Origin of the sequence: Amycolatopsis sp. A133, assembly GCF_031082405.1 — a bacterium.
In the GTDB taxonomy this organism is placed as follows: Bacteria; Actinomycetota; Actinomycetes; order Mycobacteriales; family Pseudonocardiaceae; genus Amycolatopsis.
This window is the reverse complement of record NZ_JAVHJU010000076.1, coordinates 416826-437562: the sequence shown is the minus strand read 5'-3', so window position 1 is coordinate 437562 and position 20737 is coordinate 416826. Positions and strand designations below refer to the sequence as shown.

Annotated in this window: 24 protein-coding genes; 10 read left to right on the top strand and 14 right to left on the bottom strand. The window is 72.3% G+C overall.

What is annotated here, in order from left to right; genetic code table 11:
• Positions 1 to 328: 328 nt before the first annotated feature.
• Positions 329 to 664, bottom strand: a complete 336-nt coding sequence (locus tag Q5425_RS45675; protein ID WP_308678727.1) for a hypothetical protein — start codon at positions 662 to 664, stop codon at positions 329 to 331.
• Positions 665 to 777: 113 nt separating this feature from the next.
• A complete protein-coding gene (locus Q5425_RS45670; protein WP_308678726.1) occupies positions 778 to 1791 on the bottom strand; it encodes a DNA topoisomerase IB in 1014 nt (337 codons plus the stop codon).
• A gap of 92 nt (positions 1792 to 1883) precedes the next feature.
• Here Q5425_RS45670 and Q5425_RS45665 point away from each other — a divergent pair, with 92 nt between their 5' ends.
• On the top strand, positions 1884 to 2411 hold the full coding sequence (locus Q5425_RS45665) for a DUF1360 domain-containing protein (RefSeq protein ID WP_308678725.1): 528 nt from the start codon (positions 1884 to 1886) through the stop codon (positions 2409 to 2411).
• A gap of 31 nt (positions 2412 to 2442) precedes the next feature.
• On the opposite strand, the gene Q5425_RS45660 is transcribed toward Q5425_RS45665, so the two are convergent.
• Positions 2443 to 3945: an FAD-dependent oxidoreductase gene (locus Q5425_RS45660; protein WP_308678724.1), complete on the bottom strand. Its 1503-nt coding sequence runs from the start codon at positions 3943 to 3945 to the stop codon at positions 2443 to 2445.
• An 83-nt stretch (positions 3946 to 4028) separates the two neighbouring features.
• Between Q5425_RS45660 and Q5425_RS45655 the strand changes: the two genes are divergently transcribed.
• Positions 4029 to 5303 (top strand): ATP-grasp domain-containing protein, encoded by a 1275-nt coding sequence (locus tag Q5425_RS45655; RefSeq protein WP_308678723.1) that lies wholly within the window; start codon positions 4029 to 4031, stop codon positions 5301 to 5303.
• A gap of 69 nt (positions 5304 to 5372) precedes the next feature.
• Here the strand turns inward: Q5425_RS45655 and Q5425_RS45650 are convergent, their stop codons facing one another.
• Positions 5373 to 5534, bottom strand: a complete 162-nt coding sequence (locus Q5425_RS45650; protein WP_308678722.1) for a hypothetical protein — start codon at positions 5532 to 5534, stop codon at positions 5373 to 5375.
• A 154-nt stretch (positions 5535 to 5688) separates the two neighbouring features.
• Between Q5425_RS45650 and Q5425_RS45645 the strand changes: the two genes are divergently transcribed.
• Positions 5689 to 6408 (top strand): methyltransferase, encoded by a 720-nt coding sequence (locus Q5425_RS45645; RefSeq protein WP_308678721.1) that lies wholly within the window; start codon positions 5689 to 5691, stop codon positions 6406 to 6408.
• Complete coding sequence (locus Q5425_RS45640; protein WP_308678720.1) at positions 6395 to 6613, top strand: CDGSH iron-sulfur domain-containing protein; 219 nt, start codon at positions 6395 to 6397, stop codon at positions 6611 to 6613. The genes Q5425_RS45645 and Q5425_RS45640 overlap by 14 nt, the downstream gene beginning before the upstream one ends.
• Positions 6614 to 6655: 42 nt before the next feature.
• Here Q5425_RS45640 and Q5425_RS45635 read toward each other — a convergent pair whose 3' ends face one another.
• Together Q5425_RS45635 and Q5425_RS45630 are read right to left on the bottom strand one after the other, a co-directional pair.
• Positions 6656 to 7648 carry an iron-containing redox enzyme family protein gene (locus Q5425_RS45635; RefSeq protein ID WP_308678719.1) on the bottom strand — a complete coding sequence of 331 codons (993 nt, stop codon included), beginning with the start codon at positions 7646 to 7648 and terminating at the stop codon, positions 6656 to 6658.
• Positions 7649 to 7656: 8 nt separating this feature from the next.
• Positions 7657 to 8790 carry a glutamate--cysteine ligase gene (locus Q5425_RS45630; RefSeq protein WP_308678718.1) on the bottom strand — a complete coding sequence of 378 codons (1134 nt, stop codon included), beginning with the start codon at positions 8788 to 8790 and terminating at the stop codon, positions 7657 to 7659.
• A gap of 116 nt (positions 8791 to 8906) precedes the next feature.
• On the opposite strand from Q5425_RS45630, the gene Q5425_RS45625 reads away from it, so the two are divergent.
• A complete protein-coding gene (locus Q5425_RS45625) occupies positions 8907 to 9296 on the top strand; it encodes an STAS domain-containing protein (protein WP_308678717.1) in 390 nt (129 codons plus the stop codon).
• Here the strand turns inward: Q5425_RS45625 and Q5425_RS45620 are convergent.
• On the bottom strand, positions 9293 to 10387 hold the full coding sequence (locus tag Q5425_RS45620) for a glutamate--cysteine ligase (RefSeq protein ID WP_308678716.1): 1095 nt from the start codon (positions 10385 to 10387) through the stop codon (positions 9293 to 9295). The genes Q5425_RS45625 and Q5425_RS45620 overlap by 4 nt on opposite strands.
• Positions 10388 to 10483: 96 nt before the next feature.
• Here Q5425_RS45620 and Q5425_RS45615 point away from each other — a divergent pair, with 96 nt between their 5' ends.
• The 3 genes from Q5425_RS45615 (at position 10484) to Q5425_RS45605 (ending at position 12661) form a co-directional block, all read left to right on the top strand.
• On the top strand, positions 10484 to 10849 hold the full coding sequence (locus Q5425_RS45615; RefSeq protein ID WP_308678715.1) for a hypothetical protein: 366 nt from the start codon (positions 10484 to 10486) through the stop codon (positions 10847 to 10849).
• Positions 10850 to 10857: 8 nt separating this feature from the next.
• Positions 10858 to 11337, top strand: a complete 480-nt coding sequence (locus Q5425_RS45610) for a hemerythrin domain-containing protein (protein ID WP_308678714.1) — start codon at positions 10858 to 10860, stop codon at positions 11335 to 11337.
• A gap of 103 nt (positions 11338 to 11440) precedes the next feature.
• Positions 11441 to 12661 carry an amidohydrolase gene (locus Q5425_RS45605; protein WP_308678713.1) on the top strand — a complete coding sequence of 407 codons (1221 nt, stop codon included), beginning with the start codon at positions 11441 to 11443 and terminating at the stop codon, positions 12659 to 12661.
• 44 nt (positions 12662 to 12705) lie between these two features.
• Here Q5425_RS45605 and Q5425_RS45600 read toward each other — a convergent pair whose 3' ends face one another.
• From Q5425_RS45600 to Q5425_RS45575, 6 genes are all read right to left on the bottom strand, one after another.
• Positions 12706 to 13602, bottom strand: coding sequence for a TauD/TfdA family dioxygenase (locus Q5425_RS45600; protein WP_308678712.1), 897 nt, complete (start codon positions 13600 to 13602; stop codon positions 12706 to 12708).
• Entirely contained in the window at positions 13599 to 14912 is a 1314-nt protein-coding gene (locus tag Q5425_RS45595; RefSeq protein ID WP_308678711.1) for an LLM class flavin-dependent oxidoreductase, read from the bottom strand. Before Q5425_RS45595 ends, Q5425_RS45600 begins: the two co-directional genes overlap by 4 nt.
• Entirely contained in the window at positions 14909 to 15751 is an 843-nt protein-coding gene (locus Q5425_RS45590) for an ABC transporter permease (RefSeq protein WP_308678710.1), read from the bottom strand. Before Q5425_RS45590 ends, Q5425_RS45595 begins: the two co-directional genes overlap by 4 nt.
• Complete coding sequence (locus Q5425_RS45585; protein ID WP_308678709.1) at positions 15748 to 16521, bottom strand: ABC transporter ATP-binding protein; 774 nt, start codon at positions 16519 to 16521, stop codon at positions 15748 to 15750. Before Q5425_RS45585 ends, Q5425_RS45590 begins: the two co-directional genes overlap by 4 nt.
• Positions 16518 to 17537 (bottom strand): ABC transporter substrate-binding protein, encoded by a 1020-nt coding sequence (locus tag Q5425_RS45580; RefSeq protein ID WP_308678708.1) that lies wholly within the window; start codon positions 17535 to 17537, stop codon positions 16518 to 16520. The genes Q5425_RS45585 and Q5425_RS45580 overlap by 4 nt, the downstream gene beginning before the upstream one ends.
• A gap of 130 nt (positions 17538 to 17667) precedes the next feature.
• Positions 17668 to 18885, bottom strand: a complete 1218-nt coding sequence (locus Q5425_RS45575) for an ROK family transcriptional regulator (protein WP_308678744.1) — start codon at positions 18883 to 18885, stop codon at positions 17668 to 17670.
• 89 nt (positions 18886 to 18974) lie between these two features.
• On the opposite strand from Q5425_RS45575, the gene Q5425_RS45570 reads away from it, so the two are divergent.
• Positions 18975 to 19310 (top strand): metalloregulator ArsR/SmtB family transcription factor, encoded by a 336-nt coding sequence (locus Q5425_RS45570; RefSeq protein WP_308678707.1) that lies wholly within the window; start codon positions 18975 to 18977, stop codon positions 19308 to 19310.
• 1 nt (position 19311) lies between these two features.
• Positions 19312 to 19791: an SRPBCC family protein gene (locus Q5425_RS45565; RefSeq protein ID WP_308678706.1), complete on the top strand. Its 480-nt coding sequence runs from the start codon at positions 19312 to 19314 to the stop codon at positions 19789 to 19791.
• Here the strand turns inward: Q5425_RS45565 and Q5425_RS45560 are convergent.
• The gene (locus Q5425_RS45560; protein WP_308678705.1) at positions 19760 to 20728 is read right to left on the bottom strand and encodes a YafY family protein; all 969 of its coding nucleotides are present in this window, start codon (positions 20726 to 20728) and stop codon (positions 19760 to 19762) included. The two genes, Q5425_RS45565 and Q5425_RS45560, sit on opposite strands and share 32 nt — an antisense overlap.
• Positions 20729 to 20737 lie beyond the last annotated feature (9 nt).

The window sequence follows — 20737 nt, the reverse complement described above, 5'->3', positions numbered from 1 at the left end:
GGATCAGCCCTGCAAAGAAGCTCACAATGTTACTGTCCTAAATAGAGCATGTTGCGACGACCGCATGAATCCGCCCCGCATTGGTTGCGTTGGGTGCACCGAACGCCGCGTTGGGTGCGTTGGGTGCACCGAACGCCACTTTGGGTGCGTTGGGTGCACCGAACGCCGCATTGGGTGCGTTGGACGCACCGAACGCCACATTGGGTGCGTTGGGCGCACCGAACGCCGCATTGGGGCGCTTGGGCGCACCGAAGGCCACGTTGGGGCGCTGAACTCCGCTCGGGCTCGCCGACGTCGGCTCGGCGGCCCAGCGGCTCCGACCGAACCCTCAGTGGTCGTCAGCGGCGCACCGGCGCCACTGAACCCGGTCCCCGGCCCGATCCGCGTGCCACACCGGCGTCGCTTCCGACTCCCATGTCGGGACCAGCCGGTCCGTCAGGACCCGGCCCCGCGCCACCCGGCCGAACAACTCCACCCCGTCGCGCCGCCGCGCCGCCGGGATCCACGCCGGGAACCGGGTTCCCGGGAGCTTCTGTTCGATCCACTCCCGCGCCGAGCCCTCGCTGCCGTGGTCGGACTCGACGATGCTCGAGACCGGGCCGTCGCCGCCGACGGCGAGGCCGATCGACGCGCGCCAGCGCACGGGGGAGGCTTCGGATGTCATCCTCTCCAGGTTCCCCGACAAGCACGGTCGCGGGCCAGTACACGTTCGGATGGATTGACGCTCACTCACCGTGCCTCCTCGTCGGGTAGTCGGATAGTCGGATAGTCAGTTCGTCACGACGCGTTGAGCAGCCGGGCGCAGGCCTTCTCCAGCACCGCCCGTGCCTCGTCGCCGTCGAGCCGGGCCGCGCGCTTCAGGGCCGGGGCGATCGTGCGCTCGGCGCGGTAGGCCTCCACCAGCCGGGGGTCCACATAGGACGAGCGGCAGACCGCCGGGGTGTTGCCGAGCGCCGTCGAGACCTCCTTCATCACCTTCGCCTCCGCGCGCTTGCGGGCGGTCTCCGACGTCGGGGGGTCCGCCGCGGCGAACGCGGCCGCCGCCAGGACCGTCGCGTTCCAGGTCCGCATGTCCTTGGCCGTGCAGTCCTCGCCGGCCAGTTCCTTGAACCGCTCGTTGATGTCGGCGGCGTGCACCTCGTGCCAGGTGCCGCCCTCGCGGTAGACGAGCAGCCGGTCGCTGCCCGACCGGCTGCGCAGCAGCGACTTCATCACCGAAGCGAGCTCGGCGTCGCAGATGGCCACCTCGCGGTCCAGGCCGCCCTTGGCCACGTAGCAGAACCGGCATTCGTCCCCGCGGACCGCGACGTGCTCCCGCAGCAGCGTCGCGACGCCGTGGGTGCCGTTCTCCTCCGCGTATTCCTCGCCGCCGGTGCGGAAGATGCCCCGGTCGAGCATCCGCAGCGCCGCCGCGAGGACCCGCTTCCGGGTGATACCCGACCCGGCCAGGTCGGCCGCGACCGCCTCGCGCCACCGGGGGAGCCGGCGGGCCATCTGCAGCACGCGGTCGTGCTTCTCCTCGTCGCGGTCGCGTCGCCACTGCTCGTGGTAGAGGTACTGGCGCCGGCCGGCGTCGTCGGTGCCGACCGCCTGGACGTGCCCATTCGGGTACGGGCAGATCCACACGTTCCGCCACGCGGGCGGGATGACGAGCCCCTTGATCCGCTCGAGGAGCTCGGGGTCGGTCACCGGCGAGCCGTCGGGCTGGGCGTAGGAGAACCCGCGGCCCCGCCGGATCCGCTTGATGCCGGGGCCGCGCAGGTCACTGCGCCGGAGTCTGATGCGTCCCACCGCCGCGAAATACCCGCCCGGTGTACCGGGAAACCATGATTGCCGTGCGCGGCGGTGGGTAGCCAGCGGACGAGCACCCGGAAGGAGCACGGATGACCAGCATGGTCGAGGACATCACCGAGAAGGCGAAGCAGGTCCAACGCAGTTACGCCGGCGACGAGGACCGCCCGCTGGCCGGCTACGTCGGCGCGATGGGCGCCTACGGCGTGCTGGTGGGCGGGCTGACGGTGCTCGGCCGCGCGCTCGGCGCCCGGCTGCCGCAGCGGTTCGGCCTCGGCGACACCGTCCTGCTGGGCACGGCGACGTTCAAAGCCAGCCGCATGCTCGGGAAGGCGGCCGTCACGAGCCCGTTGCGGGCCCCGTTCACCCGGTACGAGGAGTCCGCGGGCGCCACCGAGCTGAACGAGTCCGTGCCCGGGAAGGGGCATGTCGAGCACGCCGCCGGCGAGCTGCTGTCGTGCCCGTTCTGCCTGAACGTCTGGATCGGCACCGGGCTGACCGCGGGGCTGGTGATCGCGCCGCGGGCCACGCGCCTGGCGGCCACGGTGCTGACCGCCGTGGGCGTGGCGGACGCCCTGCACCTGCTCTACGACGCGGGCAAGAAACTGGCGTCCGGTTAGCCGGTCCGCCCGCTGCGCACTCCGCCGGAGCTCACTCCGGGCCGCGGCGCAGCGGGCGGACGGCCGGGCCCTGTACCACTTCGCCGTCGACGCCGAACCGCGAGCCGTGGCAGGGGCAGTCCCAGGTCCGCTCCGCGTCGTTGAACGAAACCAGGCAGCCCAGGTGGGTGCAGTGGGCGCCGACGGTGTGCAGCTTTCCGGCCTCGTCGCGGTGAGCGGCGACGAGCTCGCCGCCGACGCGGACGACCTCGGCTTCGCCGGGCTGGAGGTCGTCGAGCTTCTCCGACCGCCACAGCGCGGCGACGTGGTCGCCGACGAGGTACTTGGCGACGGTCAGGTTGTCCTGGGCCACGCCGAGCACGGACCGGGCGTCGAAGCGGTTGGGGTCGAACAGGTCCGCGGCCGGGTGCGGCTCGCCGAGGATCCGCGCCGCCAGCACGTGGCCCGCGGCTGTGCCGCCGGTCATGCCCCACTGGCCGAACCCGGTGGCCACCCACAGGTTCTTCGTCCCGGGCAGGTAACGGCCGATGTAGGGCAGCAGGTCGGGCGTGGACATGTCGTGGGCCGACCAGCGGTGGGTCACGCGGTGCAGACCGGCGTGCGCGTCCGCCCAGTCCGCGAGCCGCCGGTACCGGCGTTCGACGTTGACGTGCGCGCCCACGCGGTAGTGCTCGCCGCCGGCGATCACCATCGGCGTGCCCTGCTCGGTGTACCCGCGCACGGAGTGGTGCGTGTCGGCGTCGAGGAACATGCCCTCGGGCGCGCTGTTCCCGGCCGCCGGGCCGGCGACCACGAGATCGCGCACGGGGTCGAGCCGGGCGAAGTACAGGCCGCGGTCGAGCACGGGGTAGTGGGTGGCGACGACGACTTCGTCCGCCACGACGTCGCCCCGCGAAGTGCGGACGGTCTGCCCGTTGAGGGCGGTCGCCCTGGCGTGCTCGACGATGGTGCCGCCCGCCCGCTCGATTTCGGCGGCCAGGCCGAGGAGCCACCGCCGCGGGTGGAAGTGCGCCTGCCCGGTGGTCCGCACGGCCCCGAGCGCCGGCACGTCGAGCGCGACGTCGTCGGTGAAGGACGCCGGCAGGCCCGCCGCGGCGGCCGCGTCCGCCTCCCGCTTCAGGGAGTCCACGGTGCTTTCCCGCGTCGTGTAGACGTAGCTGTCCGCGCGGGTGAAGCCGCAGTCGATGCCGAGCTCGGCCGCGGTGGCGGCGATCCACTCGCACGCCGCCGCCTGGGTGCCGGCGTAGGCCTTCGCGGCGCCCGCGCCGTGGCGGGACGTCAGCTCGGCGTACTTCGCCCCGTGCTGCGCGCTGACCTTCGCGGTGGTGTGGCCGGACACCCCGGCCGCGACCCGCTCGGCCTCCAGCACGACCACCGACCGGCCGGCGCGCGCCAGCAGCAGCGCGGTGGTGAGGCCGGCGATGCCCGCGCCGAGCACCGCGACGTCGGCGGACTCCGGCACCGGCACGCCGGTGCGGTCCGGGGCAGGAGCGGTTTCGACCCACAGCGAAAGCGGTTCGGGCAGGGCTGTCATACCTGCGGATGCCCGCTGCCGGCCTGGTGAAACCGGCCATCCGGCCCGTTTCGCCCGTTCGGCGCCTCGGGTAGCCCTTGCGCATGGGTGAGAACATCTTCGTGATCGGCCTGGACGAAGAGAACCGGCGCGTTCTCGACCGCCTGCCGTGGGCTTCCGGCTACCGTTTCCACGGCCTGCTGACCCCCGAAGAGCTGCAGCACGGCGAGAGCGACTTCGAAGCGCTGTTGAAGACGGCGCAGCACGAACTCGACGCGTTCGACGGCGACGTCGACGCGATCGTCGGCTACTGGGACTTCCCGGCCGCGTCGCTGGTGCCCATCCTGTGCGCCCGGTACGGCCTGCCCGGCGTTTCGCTGGAGGCGGTGCTGAAGTGCGAGCACAAGTACTGGAGCCGGCTCGAGCAGCGGAAGGTCATCGACGAGCTGCCGAACTTCGGCATCGTCGACCTCGACGGCGAGCCCCCCGCCCCGCCGGAGGGCGTCGGCTACCCGATGTGGCTCAAGCCGGTCGAGTCGTTCTCCTCCGAGCTCGCCTTCAAGGCCGGGAACGACACCGAGTTCGCCGCGGCCGTGGCCGAGATCCGGGCCGGCGTCGGCCGCGTGGGGGAGACGTTCGGTGACGTGCTCGAACAGGTCGAACTCCCGGCCGAGGTCGCCCGGGTCGGCGGCGCCGCGTGCCTGGCCGAAGAGGCGCTGCACGGCGTCCAGGCGGCCGTGGAAGGGTACGTCCACCAGGGCGAGGTCGTCGTCTACGGCGCCCTCGACTCGGTCAACTACCCGGACAGCTCGTCGTTCCTGCGCCACCAGTACCCGTCGCAGCTGGGGGAGGAGCCGGTCCAGCGGATGCGGGAGGTGGCCGAGCGGGTGACGAAGCAGATCGGCTTCGACAACGCCACCTTCGGCATCGAATTCTTCTGCGACCCGGAATCCGGCCAGGTGGCCCTGCTGGAGATCAACCCGCGGCACTCGCAGTCGCACGCCGAGCTCTTCGAGTTCGTCGACGGCGTCGCCAACCACGAGATCATGGTGCGCCTCGGCCTGGGCCAGGACCCCGCCCGCCGTCCCACCAGGGGCACCTACCAGATCGCGGGCAAGTGGTACCTGCGCCGCTTCGAAGACGGTGTGGTGACGCGCGTGCCGAGCGCCGAGGAGGTCGCGGCGGTGCAGGAGCGCATCGACGGCACCCGGATCGAAATCGTGCCGCGGGTGGGGCAGCGGCTGTCGGAGCTGCCGGCGCAGGACAGCTGCAGCTTCGAGCTGGCACAGCTGTTCGTCGCGGCGCACACCGAGCACGAGATGGTGCAGAAGTACCAGGCGTGCGTGGACGCGCTGCCCTTCGATTTCGCCGGAGCCTGAACCCGGGCGTGGAAAGCGGGGGTCGCGTTCGGACAGTCCGAACGCGACCCCCGCTTCGGCACCGGCCGCTCAGCCGGACTGCGGGTCGCTGTCGTCGTGCTCGTCCCCACCCGAGGTGCCTTGCTCGCCGCGGAGGGTCTCGCGCTGGGCCTCCGGGGTGTTGCCGTGCGGGTCGTCGCCGCGGGCGCCTTCGGCGGGATCGGTCGGGTGCTGCGTGCGGTCGTCGGTCATTCCCTGCCTCCTTCACGGTCCTTTCCGCACCGGATACCCGGCCGCGCAGGGCTCAACCGCCGGGGTTTGCCGCGATGATCGCCGGGTAGCCGGGGGCGACGCGGTTGTCCCACCGGCGATCGCGCCGGGACCGCGGCGAGTGAAGGAGACCCAGATGACCACGTCGGCGGAACCCGTCCGCCCGGGCCCCTTGGCCGCCCGGTCCGTCGTCCACCCGCCCGTGCCGCCCGCCCCGCGGATGCTGCGGCTGCCCGGCGTCTACCGCCCCCAGGAAGACACCGCCCTGCTCGCCTCGGCGATCGCCGAGCTGACGATCCCGGCCGGTGCGCACGCCCTCGACCTGTGCACGGGGACCGGCGCGCAGGCGATCACCCTGGCCCGCCGCGGTGCGGGCACCGTGCTGGCGGTGGACCTTTCGCGCCGGGCGCTGGCCTCGGCGCGGCTCAACGCGCTGATCCGGCAGCTCGCCGTGCGCCCGTGCCGGGGCGGCCTCGCCCGAGCGTTGCGGGAGGGCCCGTTCGACGTCGTCGTCGCGAACCCGCCGTACGTGCCGTCCCCGGCGCCGACCGTCCGGTCGACCCGGGGCTGGGACGCGGGCCCGGACGGCCGCGCGCTGCTGGACCCGCTGTGCGCCGCCGCGGGCACGCTGCTGCGCCCGGGCGGGACGATGCTGCTCGTGCAGTCCGCCATGGCCGATGTGGACAAGTCGCGGGAACAGCTGGCCGCGCAGGGATTGCGCACGTCGGTGGTGCAGCGCGCGCGGATCCCGTTCGGTCCGGTCCTTTCCGGACGGACGGAGTTCCTCGAGGCGGCCGGGCTGATCGAACCCGGTCAGCGGATGGAAGAGCTGGTGGTGCTCCGTGCCGACCGCTGAGCGCGGGCCCCGCCGCGTGACCGTCGTCCCCGGCGGCCCGGTTCTCGTCGAAGGACCCGTCGAGCTGAGCACCCCCGACGGCGAGCTCGTGCGGTCCGACCGGTTCCTGGTCGCGGTGTGCGCGTGCCGGCGGAGCAAGCGGTTCCCCTTCTGCGACACCAGCCACCGCAAGCGGATCCGCACGCAGGCGAACGACGACAGCTGACGCAGGTGGCCTCCCGGCGGAAACCGGGAGGCCGTTCCCGGTTCAGCTCCGCAACGAGGACTTCCCGGCCTTCCAGCTGCTCAGCAGCTGCTCGCCGAAGCGGCCTTCCAGGAATTCGGTGGCCTGGATGCCGAACACGACGTCCGCCGCCAGCTCGGGCTCCTGGTCCAGGAGGTCGCCGAGCACGTCGTGGCGCATGACTTGTTCGTGGACGGCGTCCGCTTCGATGTGCTCGGTGTAGAAGAACCGGCACGCTTCCGGCGCGTCCAGCCGCTGCAGGGCCTGGTCCATCCGCTGCGCGGACGGCGCCGTCGTGATCTCCGCCGCCGCGAAGTGCCCGCACAGCGCGCCCCGCAGCGACCGGTGCAGGCCGAACAGCGACATCATGTTGACCACCGCCAGCATCGCGCCGGGGACCTGGTCGATCAGCTCCAGGTAGCCGTCGGGCAGGCCGGCCGCGCCCAGGAGGTCGGCGTAGAGGCGCGCGTGCACGAACTCCGCGCGGCCACCGCCGAACTCGTCGAACTCCACCGCGACCAGCGCGGCCTTGGCGCGGCCGCGCAGCCGCGGGATCACCCACGCGTGCGGGTCGGCTTCCTTGTGGTGGTAGATCGAGCGGTGGGTGAAGTACTCACGCAGCTGCGTCCAGTCGCCGTGATCGCGCAGGTAGTGCGAGACGCCTTCGGCGTCGATCGGCTCGACCAGCAGGGCGTCGAGTTCACCCGCGACGTCGTCGCCGCCGGCCACGTTTTCGCGGAGGGCCGCGAGGAACCGCGCCTCCAGCGCGCCGCGCAGGCGCAGCAGCTCGGGGTCCCACTCCCAGTCGGGTGACACGCCCGGCAGGCCCTGGTAGTGCAGTTCGTAGCACAGGTGCAGGGCCAGCTGGAGGTCGTCGCCGAGCGGGTCGGCGTCCGCGAGCCCGTCGAAGTCCAGGTCCGCGCGCGTCTGCTCGCGCAGGAGGAGGCCCAGCACCGAAGCCGAAAGCGGGCCCCGCACGGCGGGCAGGGTGGCCGCCGCGGTGGTGGAAGTCGTCATGATCCCGGCTACCCCGTCAGCAGCGTTCCATGCGCGGCGGGCACGGTCGCCGCGGTGAGCCACCGCACCGCGGCCGCCGTCCCGAGATCGGCGACCCCGCGCTGCTGCGCGGCCCCGGTGCCGTCCTCGCGCACCGCCTCCACGAGTTTCCGGGCTTCGGCCAGGTCGCCGCTCTCTTCCAGCGGCGCACGGACGTGCGTCAGGAGCTCTTCGACCAGTGTCCACGCCGGCCGCCGCGTCTCCTCGGCGGCGTCCACGAGCTGCCCGCCGAGGCCGTGGCGCGCCGCGGTCCACACGGCCGCCGCGGCCACCTGCGGGGAGAGCGGCGCGGCCTCCCGGCCGGCGGCGAGGTCGGTGAGGGCCCGCTGCACCAGGGCCCGGCTCAGCAGGGCCTGCAGCACGGCGTGGTCCACGGTCAGGGCGGTGTCGGCGACCCGGAACTCCACGGTCGGGAACCGGCCGGACGGGCGGGCCAGCCAGAACGTCTGGTCGGGGTCGACCAGCGCACCGCAGTCGACCAGCGTTTCCACAGCCCGGCGGTATTCGGCGTGCCCACTCAGGTGCGGTGCGACGCCGGAGCCGGGGAAGCGGGACTGCAGGACCATCCGCCAGCTGTCGTAGCCGGTGTCGCGCCCGTGGTCGAACGGCGAATTGGCCGACAGGGCGAGCAGGGTCGGCAGCCACCGGCCCAGGTGGTTGACCACGGCGACCGCCGTGTCGGGATCGGGCACCCCGACGTGGACGTGACACCCGCTGGCCTCGTAGTCGGCGACGACCGCGCCGTAGGCGGCGTCGATCTCGGCGTAGCGGCCGGTGCTCGCGGGCGGCGGCGTGGCCGGGCCGGGGCCGACCGGCGTGCCGGTGGCCAGCAGTGCGCAGTCCTCGGCCGCCGCGGCGCCGGCCAGCACGCGGCGCGCGGCGGTCAGCTGGTGGCGGAGCTCGGCCGCGGTGGTGCAGACGCCGCTGGCCGCCTCCAGCTGGGTGAGCCGCAGTTCGCGGTGCACCCGGACGCCGTCGGGCAGCGGTCCGTGGTGGCGGTAGCGGGCCAGCACCGGTTCCGCGCACGGCGACGCGTGCCCGGTGCGGGGATTGACGAGGAGGAACTCCTCTTCGACACCCATCGTGGGCGGGCCGTCGGACATGGTCGGGCTCCTTCCGGACGAACAGGCGTCCGGCGGGGTTACCCGTTCCGGGCACGGAAATGCGCCCGGACCCCGGGCTTGTTTCGCGGTGAGCTCGCCAGGGGTACTTCGCACCCATGACGACTCACGAGCGGCTGCGGGTGGCCGGGGTGGATCTGCCGGCGGGAGACCGCCTGCCCGCACCCCGCGCCCCGTCCGACGGCGACTTCGACAGCCGGATCCGGTGGAAGAGCCCCGACGCGGTCGTCGTCGAGGTCGCGGGCGAAGTCGACCTGTGCACGGTGGCCGGGCTGGCGGCGCTGCTCGACGAGCACCTGCGCGCCCGCCCCGGCGTGCTGCGCGTCGACCTGGGCCAGGTCTGGTTCTTCGGCGCCGCGGGCATCCGCGTGCTGCTGCGGGCCCAGCGCCACGCCGAAGCCGCCGGAGTCCACTTGGTCGTCGACCCCGGCGGGTCGCGCGCTGCGGTCCGCGCCCTCGAACTGCTCGACCGCCTCCCGGTGCGCTAGCTGCCCGTCAGCAGGTCGACGACGTCCTCGGCGCGGTGCCGTTCCGCGAACCGGCGCCGCTGCCGGTCGGCGCCGCCGCCTTCCGCGGCCAGCCGGGCCGTTCCTTCCCGCGCGAAGTCGAGGTCCCCGGCCGCTTCGAGCGCCGGCGCCGTCAACGCGACCAGGTCGTCGAGCACCGCCTTGGTCGGTTCGAGGTCGCCGCTCTTCGGGTGCGGGCAGCAGCCGGTGACCCCTTCCCGCGAGGCGCGCCAGAGCTGGGCGCGCAGCACCTCGTTCGACAGGTGCGGTGCGGGAGCGTCGTCGGCCAGCGCGGTGGCGACCAGGCCGCGCGCCAGCACGCCCAGCAGCACCGCGTCTTCCGGGGTCGCCGCGACGTCGGCGATGCGGAATTCCAGCGTCGGCTGTTTGTCCGACAGCCGCACGTCCCAGTAGATCATCCCGCGGTCGAGGATCGAGCCGGCGCGCAGCCAGCCGTCGACGATGCTTTCGTACTCGTCGAGCGACGCGAACCGCGGCGGCGGGCCCGCCGAGGGCCACCGGCTCCACTGCTGGTAGCGCCAGCTGCAGTAGCCGGTGTCGTAGCCGTCGGAGATCGCCGAGTTGGCGGTCATGGTGAGCAGGGCGGGCAGCCACGGCCGGATTCGGTTCAGCACCTGGACGCCGGTCTCCTTGTCCGGGATCGCCACGTGCACGTGACAGCCGCACGTGAGCGACGTCCGCGCGGTGGCGCCGAAGTGCTCGGCCATCCGTTCGTAGCGCGGGTTCGGCGTGATGACGGGCGGGTTCGCCTCGAACAGCACCGGGGATGCGGCCGGCAGCACGCGGTACCCGCGCCGCAGTGCGGCTCCGGAGAGGTCGTTGCGCAGCCCGCGCAGCTGGCGCAACGCTTCGGCGTGGGTCCGGCAGACATCGGTGGCCGCCTCGGCCTGTGACCGGGTGAGCTCGTGCTGCAGCTCGCCTTGGTCGTCGCCGGCGGCTTCCGCGGCGTCGACGACGTCGTCGCCGGCATGGGACAGGTGGCCACGGCGGTCGACGACGAAGAACTCCTCTTCGATGCCGAACGTCAGCACGTCGCCCGTCAGGTCGTTCACCAGTGCGCTCCTGGAGGTCGGGGACCGCCTGAATACCCGAATGGGCGATCCGGCAAACGGCGTTTTCCCGCGCCGTGAGCGGGTATCCGGCCGGTCATGAACCCGAGCGCCGCCTCCTCGCCGTCGCTGCTGGCCGCCGACGCCGGTGCGACCGTGCGCCGGTTGTCGCGCTGCGTCGGCGACGGCGAGCTCGACTCCCCGGCCGAGATGTACCGCGTGCTCGGCGCCCTGCGGTTGCTGGCCGACGACCTCACCCACCTGCTGCCCGCCCTGCAGGGGCGGCTGGAGGACGGGCTGCTGTCCGGCCGGGTGGTCCACCCGGGCACCGACGCGGTCGCCGCGACGTGGGATTCGGTGGGGGAGGTCGGGCGGGCCCTGGCGCACGCCGGGACCGTGGCGCTGCTGATGATGAAGGAACTGGAGAACTCCCAGGTCGCCCTGCGGGACCTGGCCACACCGTGAGGACACCGATGTCGACCGACGCGATCGTGCTGCTCAAGAACGACCACAAGACCGTGGAGAAGCTCTTCAAGCAATTCGAAAAGGCGGGGGAGGACGCCTACGACGAGAAGCGCCGGATCGCCGACTCGATCATCGAAGAGCTGACCGTCCACGCCTACATCGAGGAAGAGATCTTCTACCCGGCGGCGCGGGAAGCCGTGCCGGAGACGAAGGACCACGTCCTGGAGAGCGTGGAGGAGCACCACGTCGTGGTGTGGATGCTGTCCGAGCTGATGGCCATGGACCCGAAGGACGAGACCTTCGACGCGAAGGTCACCGTGCTCACCGAGAACGTCCGCCACCACGTCGAAGAAGAAGAGGACGAGTGGTTCCCCGAGGTCCGCTCGGCGATGGGCCGCAAGCAGCTGCAGGAACTGGGGCAGCGGATGATGGACGCCCGCTCCGACGCCCCCAAGAACCCCCTGGAACTCAAGAGCGCCAAAGCCTGACCCCCGACGTCCGAGGGGCGGCACTTTCACGTGAAAGTGCCGCCCCTTCGTGGTGTGGTACGGAACGTAACCGGAGCCGCCCCGCGCGAAACACCCCGGTGGCATGACCGCGCGGGGTTGGGGTATCCCGGAAGGCATGGAGTGGCACGAGGAGCTGCACGAGCAGGCCGACGAACGGATCGCGCACCTGGACGAGCGGCTGTGGGCCGTCGCCACCGCGCTGCACGAGCGCCCGGAACTGTCCTATGAGGAGCACGCCGCCGCCGAGCGGCTCACCGGCGAACTGGCCGCCGACGGCTTCGAGGTGGAAACCGGGGTCGCCGGGCTCCCCACGGCGTTCGTCGCCCGCGCCGGCCACGGACGGCCGTGCGTCGCGCTGCTGCTGGAATACGACGCCCTGCCCGGCCTCGGCCACGCGTGCGGGCACAACCTGATCGCCGCGGCCGGCCTGGGCGCCGCGCTGGCCGCCAAGGACGTCCTGGGGGACGGCCCCGGCTCCCTGCTCGCGGTGGGCACCCCGGCCGAAGAACGCGGCGGCGGCAAGGTCGCCATGGCCGAGGCGGGCGTGTTCGACGACGTCGACGCGGCCCTGATGGTCCACCCGGGTGTCCACTCGTGGTCGTGGGCGCCGCTGACCGCGCAGGTGGAGCTGAAGGTGACCTTCCACGGCCGGGCCGCCCACCCGACCGGCGACCCGGAGCACGGCATCGACGCCCTCGCCGCGCTCATCCAGGCGTTCGGAGCGGTCTCGGCCCTGCGCCAGCGGCTGCCCGCGGGCTCGCACGTTCAGGGGATCATCACCCAGGGCGGCGAGGCGACGAACATCGTCCCCGACCGGGCCGAAGGCCGCTTCGGCCTGCGCGCGCTGACCACCGACGCGCTGGACCGGCTCGTCGAGGACGTCTCGACGTGCGCTCAGGGCGCGGCGCTGGCAACCGGGGCGAAGGCCGACGTCGAACGCCTCGGGCGCGGGTACGCGCACTTCCGCGACAACTCCGTGCTGTCGGAGCGGTTCACCGAGCACCTCGCGGCGTGCGGGATCCACGCGACCCCGCCGGTGCCGGGGGTCTACCTCGGGTCGTCGGACATCGGCGACGTCAGCGTCCGCGTGCCGGCGATCCACCCGTTCGTGGCGATCACGGCGGAGGAGATGTCGGACCACACGCCGGAGTTCGCGGCCGCGGCGGCGAGCCCACGGGGCCGGGTCGCGATGCTGGCCTCCGCGGCAGCTTTGGCCCGTACGGTGATCGACCTGCGCACGCACCCGGCGCTGGTCAGCCGCGCGTGGGACTGCTTCCGCGACCTGGCCCGGAACGGCCGCTGACCGGGCGGCGCGCCGGTGCGGCCCCGGTACCGGCGCGCCCCGGCTCACGCCACCGTCGTGTAGTGCGAGGCGTCACCTTCCAGCGACTCACTGGACCGCCCGTCGACGCCCACGGGGACGTCCCCGGCGACCGTGACGCGGTTCAGCCGCCGCGGCAGGCCGTCGTAGTTGGCGATCGCGTAGTGCTGCGTGATCCGGTTGTCGAACAGCACCAGCTGATCCGGCTCCCACGCGACCCGCACGACGTTCTCCGGCCGCGTGACGTAGGACTGCAGCAGTCGCAGCAGATCCCGCGACTCGCCCACCGAAAGCCCTTCGATCCGCTGCGCGAACCCGCCGATGAACAGGCCGCGCTCGCCGGTCACCGGGTGCACCCGCACGACCGGGTGCACAGTCCGGTACTTCCGCGAGACGAACCGGGCCCGCCGCTCCCGCTCCCGCTCGTCCACCGTCTCCGGCGGCTGGACGTAGTCGTAGTCGTTGGTGTGCACCGCCCGCAGCGTGTCGGCGAAGGCCCGCAACGGTTCCGGCAGGTCGCGGTAGGCCGCCGCGGCGTTCGCGATCAGCGTCTCGCCACCGTAGGGCGGCACGACCAGGCTGCGCAGCGTGCTGGCCTTCGGCGGGTTGAGCACGAAGGTGACGTCGGTGTGCCAGTGGTTCGCGCTGCCCTGCTCGCTGTCGACGGGCAGGATCGTCGGCGCTCCCTCGACGGCGGGCACGGTCGGGTGCGCTTTGGTCAGTTCGCCGAAGTGCGCGGCGAACCGCTGCTGGCCCTCGTCGTCGAGCCGGACGTTCCGGAAGACCAGCGCCTTGTGCTCGTGCAGGGCATCGGTCAGGAACGCCACCTGCGAACCGTCGAGGTCGCCGGAAGGGTCGAAGCCGACGATCTCGGCGCCGATCCTCCCGGTGATCTTGCGGACGTCAGTGCCGATGGTGGTCATGCGGGCTCCTTCACTCGGTTGCGGTTGACGGGCCGCGCGAGGCCGTAGTGCTCGCGCAGGGTGGTGCCGGAGTACTCGGTGCGGAAGAGCCCGCGCCGCTGCAGTTCCGGGACGACGAGGTCGACGAAGTCGTCGAGCCCGCCGGGCAGGGTGGGCGGCATGACGTTGAAGCCGTCGGCGGCGCCGCCGAGGAACCAGGCCTCCAGCTCGTCGGCGACCTGGACCGGGGTGCCGGCGAACACGCGGTGCCCCCGCCCGCCGGCCAGCCGTTCCAGGAGCTGCCGGATGGTGAGAGCTTCGCGCCGGGCCAGGCCGACGACGAGGTCGAACCGGCTCTGCCCGCCTTCGGTGAAGCTGCCGACGTCGGGCAGCGGACCGTCCAGCGGATAGCCCGTGACGTCGTGGTCGAGCATCTTCGACAGCTGCCGCAGCCCGTAGTCCGGGATGATCAGCGCGTTCAGCTCGGCTTCCCGCGCCCGGGCTTCAGCCTCGGTGCGGCCGAGGATCGGCGAGATCCCGGGCAGGATTTTGAGCTCGTCCGGCGTGCGGCCGTACTTCGCGAGCCGGCTTTTGACGTCGTCGTAGAACGCCTTGCCTTCGGCGTAGGTCTGCTGCGCGGTGAACACGGCCTCGGCGTGCCGGGCCGCGTACTCCTTGCCGGTCTCCGACGAGCCGGCCTGCACGAGCAGCGGGTGCCCCTGCACCGGCCGTTCGATGTTGAGCGGCCCGCGGACCTGGAAATGGGGCCCGTCGTGGGAGATTGCGCGGACGCGATCGGTGTCGGCGTACACGCCGCGGGCGCGGTCCACGACCGCGGCGTCGTCGTCCCAGCTGTCCCAGAGCTTCTTGACGACCTCGACGAACTCCTCGGCCCGGTCGTACCGCGCGTCGTGCGACGGGCGCTTGGCCAGGTTGAAGTTGCGGGCCTCGTCGATGCCCGCCGAGGTGACGATGTTCCAGCCCGCGCGGCCGCCGGAGAGGTGGTCGAGCGAGGCGAACTTCCGCGCCAGGTGGTAGGGCTCGTTGTAGGTCGTCGACGCCGTCGCGATGAGTCCGATGTGGACCGTCGACGCGGCGAGTGCCGACAGCAGCGTCAGGGGCTCGAAGTGGCTGTGGGAATTGTGCTTGACGTTGCCCCACAGGGCGACGCCGTCGGCGAGGAAGATCGAGTCGAGCTTCCCGCGTTCGGCGGTCCGCGCGATGTCCACGTAGTGCTGCAGCGTCCGTGCCCGGTGCGGGTCGGTCGACGGGTGCCGCCACGCGGCTTCGTGGTGGCCGTTCGGCATCACGAACGCGTTGAGGTGCATCATGGGGTCTCCTTGGGACGCCAGGTGGAAAACCGCCGTTCGAGGGCGACGAAGCCGGAGTTGACGAGGACACCGAGCAGTGAGACCGCGATGATCCCGGCGTACATCTGCTGGATCTGGAAGTTCACCTGGCTCGTGTTGATCAGGTAGCCGAGGCCCGCTTTGGCGCCGACCATCTCCGCGGCCACCAGCACCAGGATCGAGTAGGACGCCGCCATCCGGATGCCGGTGAACACCGTCGGCACGGCCGAGGGCAGGATCACCTTCCGGAACAGCCGCGGGCTCGACAGGCCCAGCGAGCGGGCCGCCTTGACCAGCAGCGGGTCGACCGTGTTGACCCCGGCGATCGTGTTGAGCAGCACCGGCCACACGCAGGCGTACACCACGAGGCTGACCTTCGACAGCTCGCCGATGCCCAGCAGCAGCGTGAACACCGGCAGCAACGCCAGCGCGGCGGTGTTGCGGGCCAGCTCCAGCAGCGGCTGCAGGAACCGCGCCACCGGGCGGTACCAGCCGATCAGCAAGCCGAGCGGCACGGCCACCGCGACGGCCACGGCGAACCCGGCGGCGGACCGTCCGACGCTGGCCAGCAGATGGTCGGCGAGCTCGCCGTCGAGGGCGATTTCCCACAGGGCCTGCAGATCCTCCGACAGCGGCGGGAGGAACGTCCGCGTGCTCTCGTCGAGGACGAACCGGGGGACCAGCTCCCAGAGCAGCACGAACAGGACGACCGCGGCGGACGCGTGGACCGCGCGGGTGAGCTGCTTCGTGAACCGGCGCGGTTTCGGCGGCGGATCCTCGGGTCTGGTGTGGACAGCGGGAGCTTCCAGAGTGGTGGTCATCGGGCCGCGCTCCGTTCGTGTTCGGCCGCCTTGCGGACCTCGTCGTGCAGCAGTTCCCAGAGCCGGTGGCGCTGCCGCCCGAACTCCGGCCCGGACCGGACGTCACCGGTGCGGTCGCCGAGGTCGACGTCCACCACGGCCTTGAGCCGCCCGGGCCGCGACGTCAGCACGGCCACCTGCTGTCCCAGGTAGACGGCCTCGTCGATGCCGTGGGTGATGAAGACGATCGTCTTGCCGGTGCGGCGCCAGATCCGCAGCAGCTCCTCCTGCAGCTGCTCGCGGGTCTGCGCGTCGAGCGCGGCGAACGGCTCGTCCATCAGCAGCACGGCCGGGTCGTAGGCGAGGCTGCGGGCGATCGCGACGCGCTGCTTCATCCCGCCGGACAGCTCGTGCGGGTAGCGGTCCTCGAAGCCGGACAGCCCGACCAGGGCGAGGTATTCGCGCGCCCGCTCCGCCCGCTGCCGCTTCCCGAGGGGGCCGCCTTCCAGGCCGAACTCGACGTTGGCGCGGGCGGTGCGCCACGGGAACAGGGCGTACTGCTGGAAGACGACCCCGCGGTCGAGCCCCGGGCCGCGCACCGGATCGCCGTCGATGAGCACCTCGCCGGACGTCGGGGTGGTGAGCCCGGCCAGCAGGTCGAGCAGCGTCGACTTGCCCGAACCGCTGGGGCCGACCAGTGACAGGAAAGTGCCGTCGGCGATGTCGAGGGAGACGTCGTCGAGCGCGGTCAGCGCGCCGAAGGTCTTGGTCACCGAGCGAATGCCGATCACTTGGTCACCGCCGGAGCGCCGTCGCGGTAGGGGTTGAACTCGTTGGTGTAGAGCTTCGCGGTGTCGATCTTGTCGTGCTCGAGGTAGCCCTCCTGCTTCAGCCACGGCTCCCAGCGGGTGTAGTCGGCGTCGGAGATGAGGCCGCCGCGGGTGATGCCGACGCTCTTCCAGTACTTCAGGGTGTCGGTGCTTTCGTTGCGGCCGCGGGCTTTGATGATCTTCGTGAAGCGGGCGATCACCTCGTCGCGCGGAGTCGTGCGTTCCCACTCGATCGCCCGGGCCACGGCGGAGACGAAGATCTTCGCCGTCTCCGGGTACTTCTTGATGAAGTCGGTGCGCAGGACGTACGGGCCGCCGTTGTAGGGCCCGAACGCGCCGACGTCGGTGAACAGCGGACGCACGCCGCCGGCCGCGACGGCGTGGTCCTGCAGGATGCCCTGGAGCGCGGCGACGTCGAGCTGGCCGTTGCGCAGGGCCTGTTCGGCGTTCACCGGCGGGATGACGACGAGCTGCACCTGCTTGATCTCGTCGTCGGAGAGGCCTTGCCCCTTGAGCCAGGTGTCGAGCGCGGCTTCGAGGTTCGCGCCGGCGGTGTTGACGCCGACCTTCTTGCCGATCAGGTCGCGGGCGGTCCGGATCGGGCTGTTCTCTTTGGTGTAGAAGCCGATGAAGGCCTTGTCGTCGGAGCCGTAGTAGTTGACGACCGCCTTGACCGGCGCCCCGGCTTCGACGAGCTTGACGACCGCGCCGGTGAAGGCGCCGCCGAAGTCGGTCTGGTCGGTGGCCGCCGACTGGATGTCCTGCGGGCCGCTGATCGTGTTGCCGACCCACTTCAGCTTGACCGGGCCGAAGTAGCCCAGGTCTTCGGCGAGTTCGGGCAGGGTGACGGCGTTCGCGCTGCCCTGGTAGCGCAGTTCCGGCTTCTCCGGTTGGCCGGGTGCACCGGTGGCTGTCGCCGAAGCGCAGCCGGCCAGCAGCACCGCGGCGGCGGCGAACAGAGGCAGGGTTTTCTTCACGGTGGTTTCGTCCGTTCCGGGAGTCGGCGGGGATGCAGCAATTGTTCGCTGTCGACGAGCGGACGGTCAATTTTGCGAGTTAGTGAAATAACTCTGCCGGTTCAAGAGGCGCGGTTCACGAGGTGCCGGTTCACGAGGCGCGCGGCCACCTGGTGAGAAGCGGACCGAGCGGGTTCTCGTAGAGCACCTCCAGGAGCACCGCGCCGCCGGCGGTGGCCAGCTCGGTGCCCGGGAAGCTGCTGCTTACAACGGTTTCCGCCGGTGCGGGGCCGCGGGCCCGGTCGCGAACCTCTTCCCGGATGATGGGAAGGCAGTCCGGTAGCCGGGCTACACTGCGGTCGACCACCACGAGCACGGCCGGGTTGAGGACGTCGAGCAGGAGGGCCGCCGCCCGGCCGATCAGCCGCGCGCGTTCGTCGAACATCCGCAGTGCCGCGGAATTGCCGGCGGTGGCGAGCGCGAGCAATTCCGGAAATTCCGGCTCGTCGAGCAATCCGTTTTCCACGGCTTGGCGGGCGAGGGTTGCTTCCGAAACGGCCGCCTCGAGGCAGCCGGTGCGCCCGCAGCGGCACGGCTCGGTGCTGCCGTCGACCGGCAGGTGCGCGACACCGCCCGCGGCCGAGCGTGGCCCGTGGTGCACGGTCGTCCCGGTGGCGAACGCGGCGTCGACGACGTTGCCGGTGAACAGCTGCACGACGCTTTCGCGGGCCCGCGGGTGCCCGAAGAGCCGTTCGGCGTGCACCAGCGCCCGTGCGTGCCCGTCGACCTCCACGGCCAGCGCGGTGCTGCCGGTCAGGAGGTCGCGGACCGGCACGTCCCGCCAGCCGAGCAGCGGGTGCTCGACGACGGTGCCGGACGCGCGGTCGACCCAGCCGCCGGTGGCGACGCCGAGGCCGAGCGGCTCGCGGTCCGGGGCGTGTCCGAGCAGGAGGTCGTCGAAGATCTCGGCGGCCCGCGCCAGCAGGTCTTCGGCGGCCAGGCCGTCGTGCGGTTCCTCGTGCTGGACCAGCACCTTGCCGCGCAGGTCCAGCAGCGCGACAGTGGCGTGGTGCACCGCCAGGTGCAACGCGCCGGCGACGTGCCGCCCGGTGTCGAGGTCCACTGGTACGTGCGGCCGCCCGACGCTTTTGCGTGACTCCGCTTCGGGGAGTTCGCGTAGCAGCCCGCGCTGGAGCAGCTCGGCGGTGTGCCCGGTGACGGCGGCCGCGGACAGCCCGGTGCGGCGCGCGACGGTGCTGCGCGCGATGGGGCCGCCGTCGAGGACGGCCCGCAGCACGGCGCTCGCGCTGGCGCTGCGCCGGGCGCCGCGCTCGTCCGTCCTCTGTGGACTCACCGCCCGGCTGGTCATCGTCCGATCGTGACAGACGAACCGGCGTGCGCCCAGCGTGCCCAGGATGCGGGCTTGACGCATACCCATATGGGCATATTATAAGCCGCGTGGCACGAGCAGCGACGACGGCGGACACGTTCAACGCGGTCGCCGAACCCCGGCGGCGGCAGATCCTCGACGTCCTCATGGCGGGCGAACGGTCGGTCGGCGACCTGGTCGACCTGCTCGGGCTCGCCCAGCCCCAGGTGTCCAAGCACCTGCGGGTGCTGCGCGAGGTGGGCGCGGTGGACGTGCGCGGCGACGGCCGCCAGCGGCTCTACCGGCTCAACGGGCCTGCGCTCAAGCCCATCCACGACTGGGTCAAGCGCTACGAACGGACGTGGGCGGAGCGGTTCGACCTGATGGACGACGTCCTCGAGGACCTCAAGGAACAGGAGCACTGACGTGGAGATCACCACCCCCGCCGACGACCGGATCCTCATCACGCGCGAGTTCGACGCGCCGAGACACCTGGTCTACCGCGTGTGGACCACCCCGGAGCTGGTGCGCCGCTGGTGGAGCGGCCACCGCGGGACCACCACCGAGGTCGAAATGGACCTGCGGCCCGGCGGCCGCTGGCGGTACGTGCTGAAGACGGACGACGGCGCCGAGGTCGGCTTCCACGGCGAGTACCGCGAGGTCGTGCCGGACGAGCGGCTCGTCTACACCGAGGTGTTCGAGCTGCCCGGCGTCGACCCGGATGACGTGGACGGCCCGCTCAACACCGTCACGTTCACCGCGCTCGACGGCGACCGCACGCGCCTGGAGCTGCTGACCGAAACCGTGAGCAAGGAACTGCGCGACACGATCCTGCAGTCCGGCATGGAGGTCGGCGCGCGGGGGCAGATGGAGATCATCCAGGAACTGGCGGACTCCCTGCGCTAGCGGCGCGCAGGAACCGCTCGCCCGTCTTCGCCAGTTCCGCGGCGAGCTCCGGCGCGTCGAGCACTTCGAAGTCCACTCCGAGCATTCCGAGGTACAGCCCCAGCATCTGCGCGTTGTCGGACCCGACCTCCGCGACGCAGCGGTCCGGGCCCTCGGGCGTCACGTCCACCGCGATCGGCAGCCGGGCCCGCACGTGCTCCACCGGTGCGTGCAGCCGCACCCGGGCGTGGAACCGCCACGTCGCCGCGCCCGCGCTGCGCTGGACGAACTGCGCGACGTCGCCCTCCGGTGGCTCGCGCGGGGCGAAGCGCGGGCCGTTCGGCACCTTCGGCGTCATCCGGTCGACGCGGAAGGTGCGCCAGTCGTCGCGGGCGGTGTCCCAGGCGACGAGGTACCAGCGCCGTCCCCAGCTGACCAGCCGGTGCGGCTCGACGTCGCGGCGGCTCGGCGTGCGCTGGTGGCTCGTGTAGTCGAAGCGCAGCCGCTCGCTCGCCCGGATCGCCGCCGCGATCGCGGTCAGCACGTCCGCGTCGACGGCCGGGCCGGTGCCGGGCACCGCGACCGTCGCGGTCTGCAGCGCCCGCACCCGGTGCCGCAGCCGGGACGGCAGCACCTGTTCCAGCTTGGCGAGCGCGCGCACCGACGTCTCGCCGATGCCGGCGACGCCCGCCGCCGTCCGCAGCCCGACCGCGACGGCGACCGCTTCGTCGTCGTCCAGCAGCAGCGGCGGGAGCTGCGCGCCCGCGCCGAGCCGGTAGCCGCCCTGGACGCCGGGGGCGGCTTCGACCGGGTAGCCGAGTTCCCGCAGCTTGCCGATGTCACTGCGGACGGTGCGCGCGGTGACGCCGAGCCGGTCGGCCAGGTCGGCGCCGGTCCAGTCACGCCGCGTCTCGAGCAGCGACAGCAGCCGGAGGAGGCGAGCGGAGGTCTGCAACATCTCTCGAGG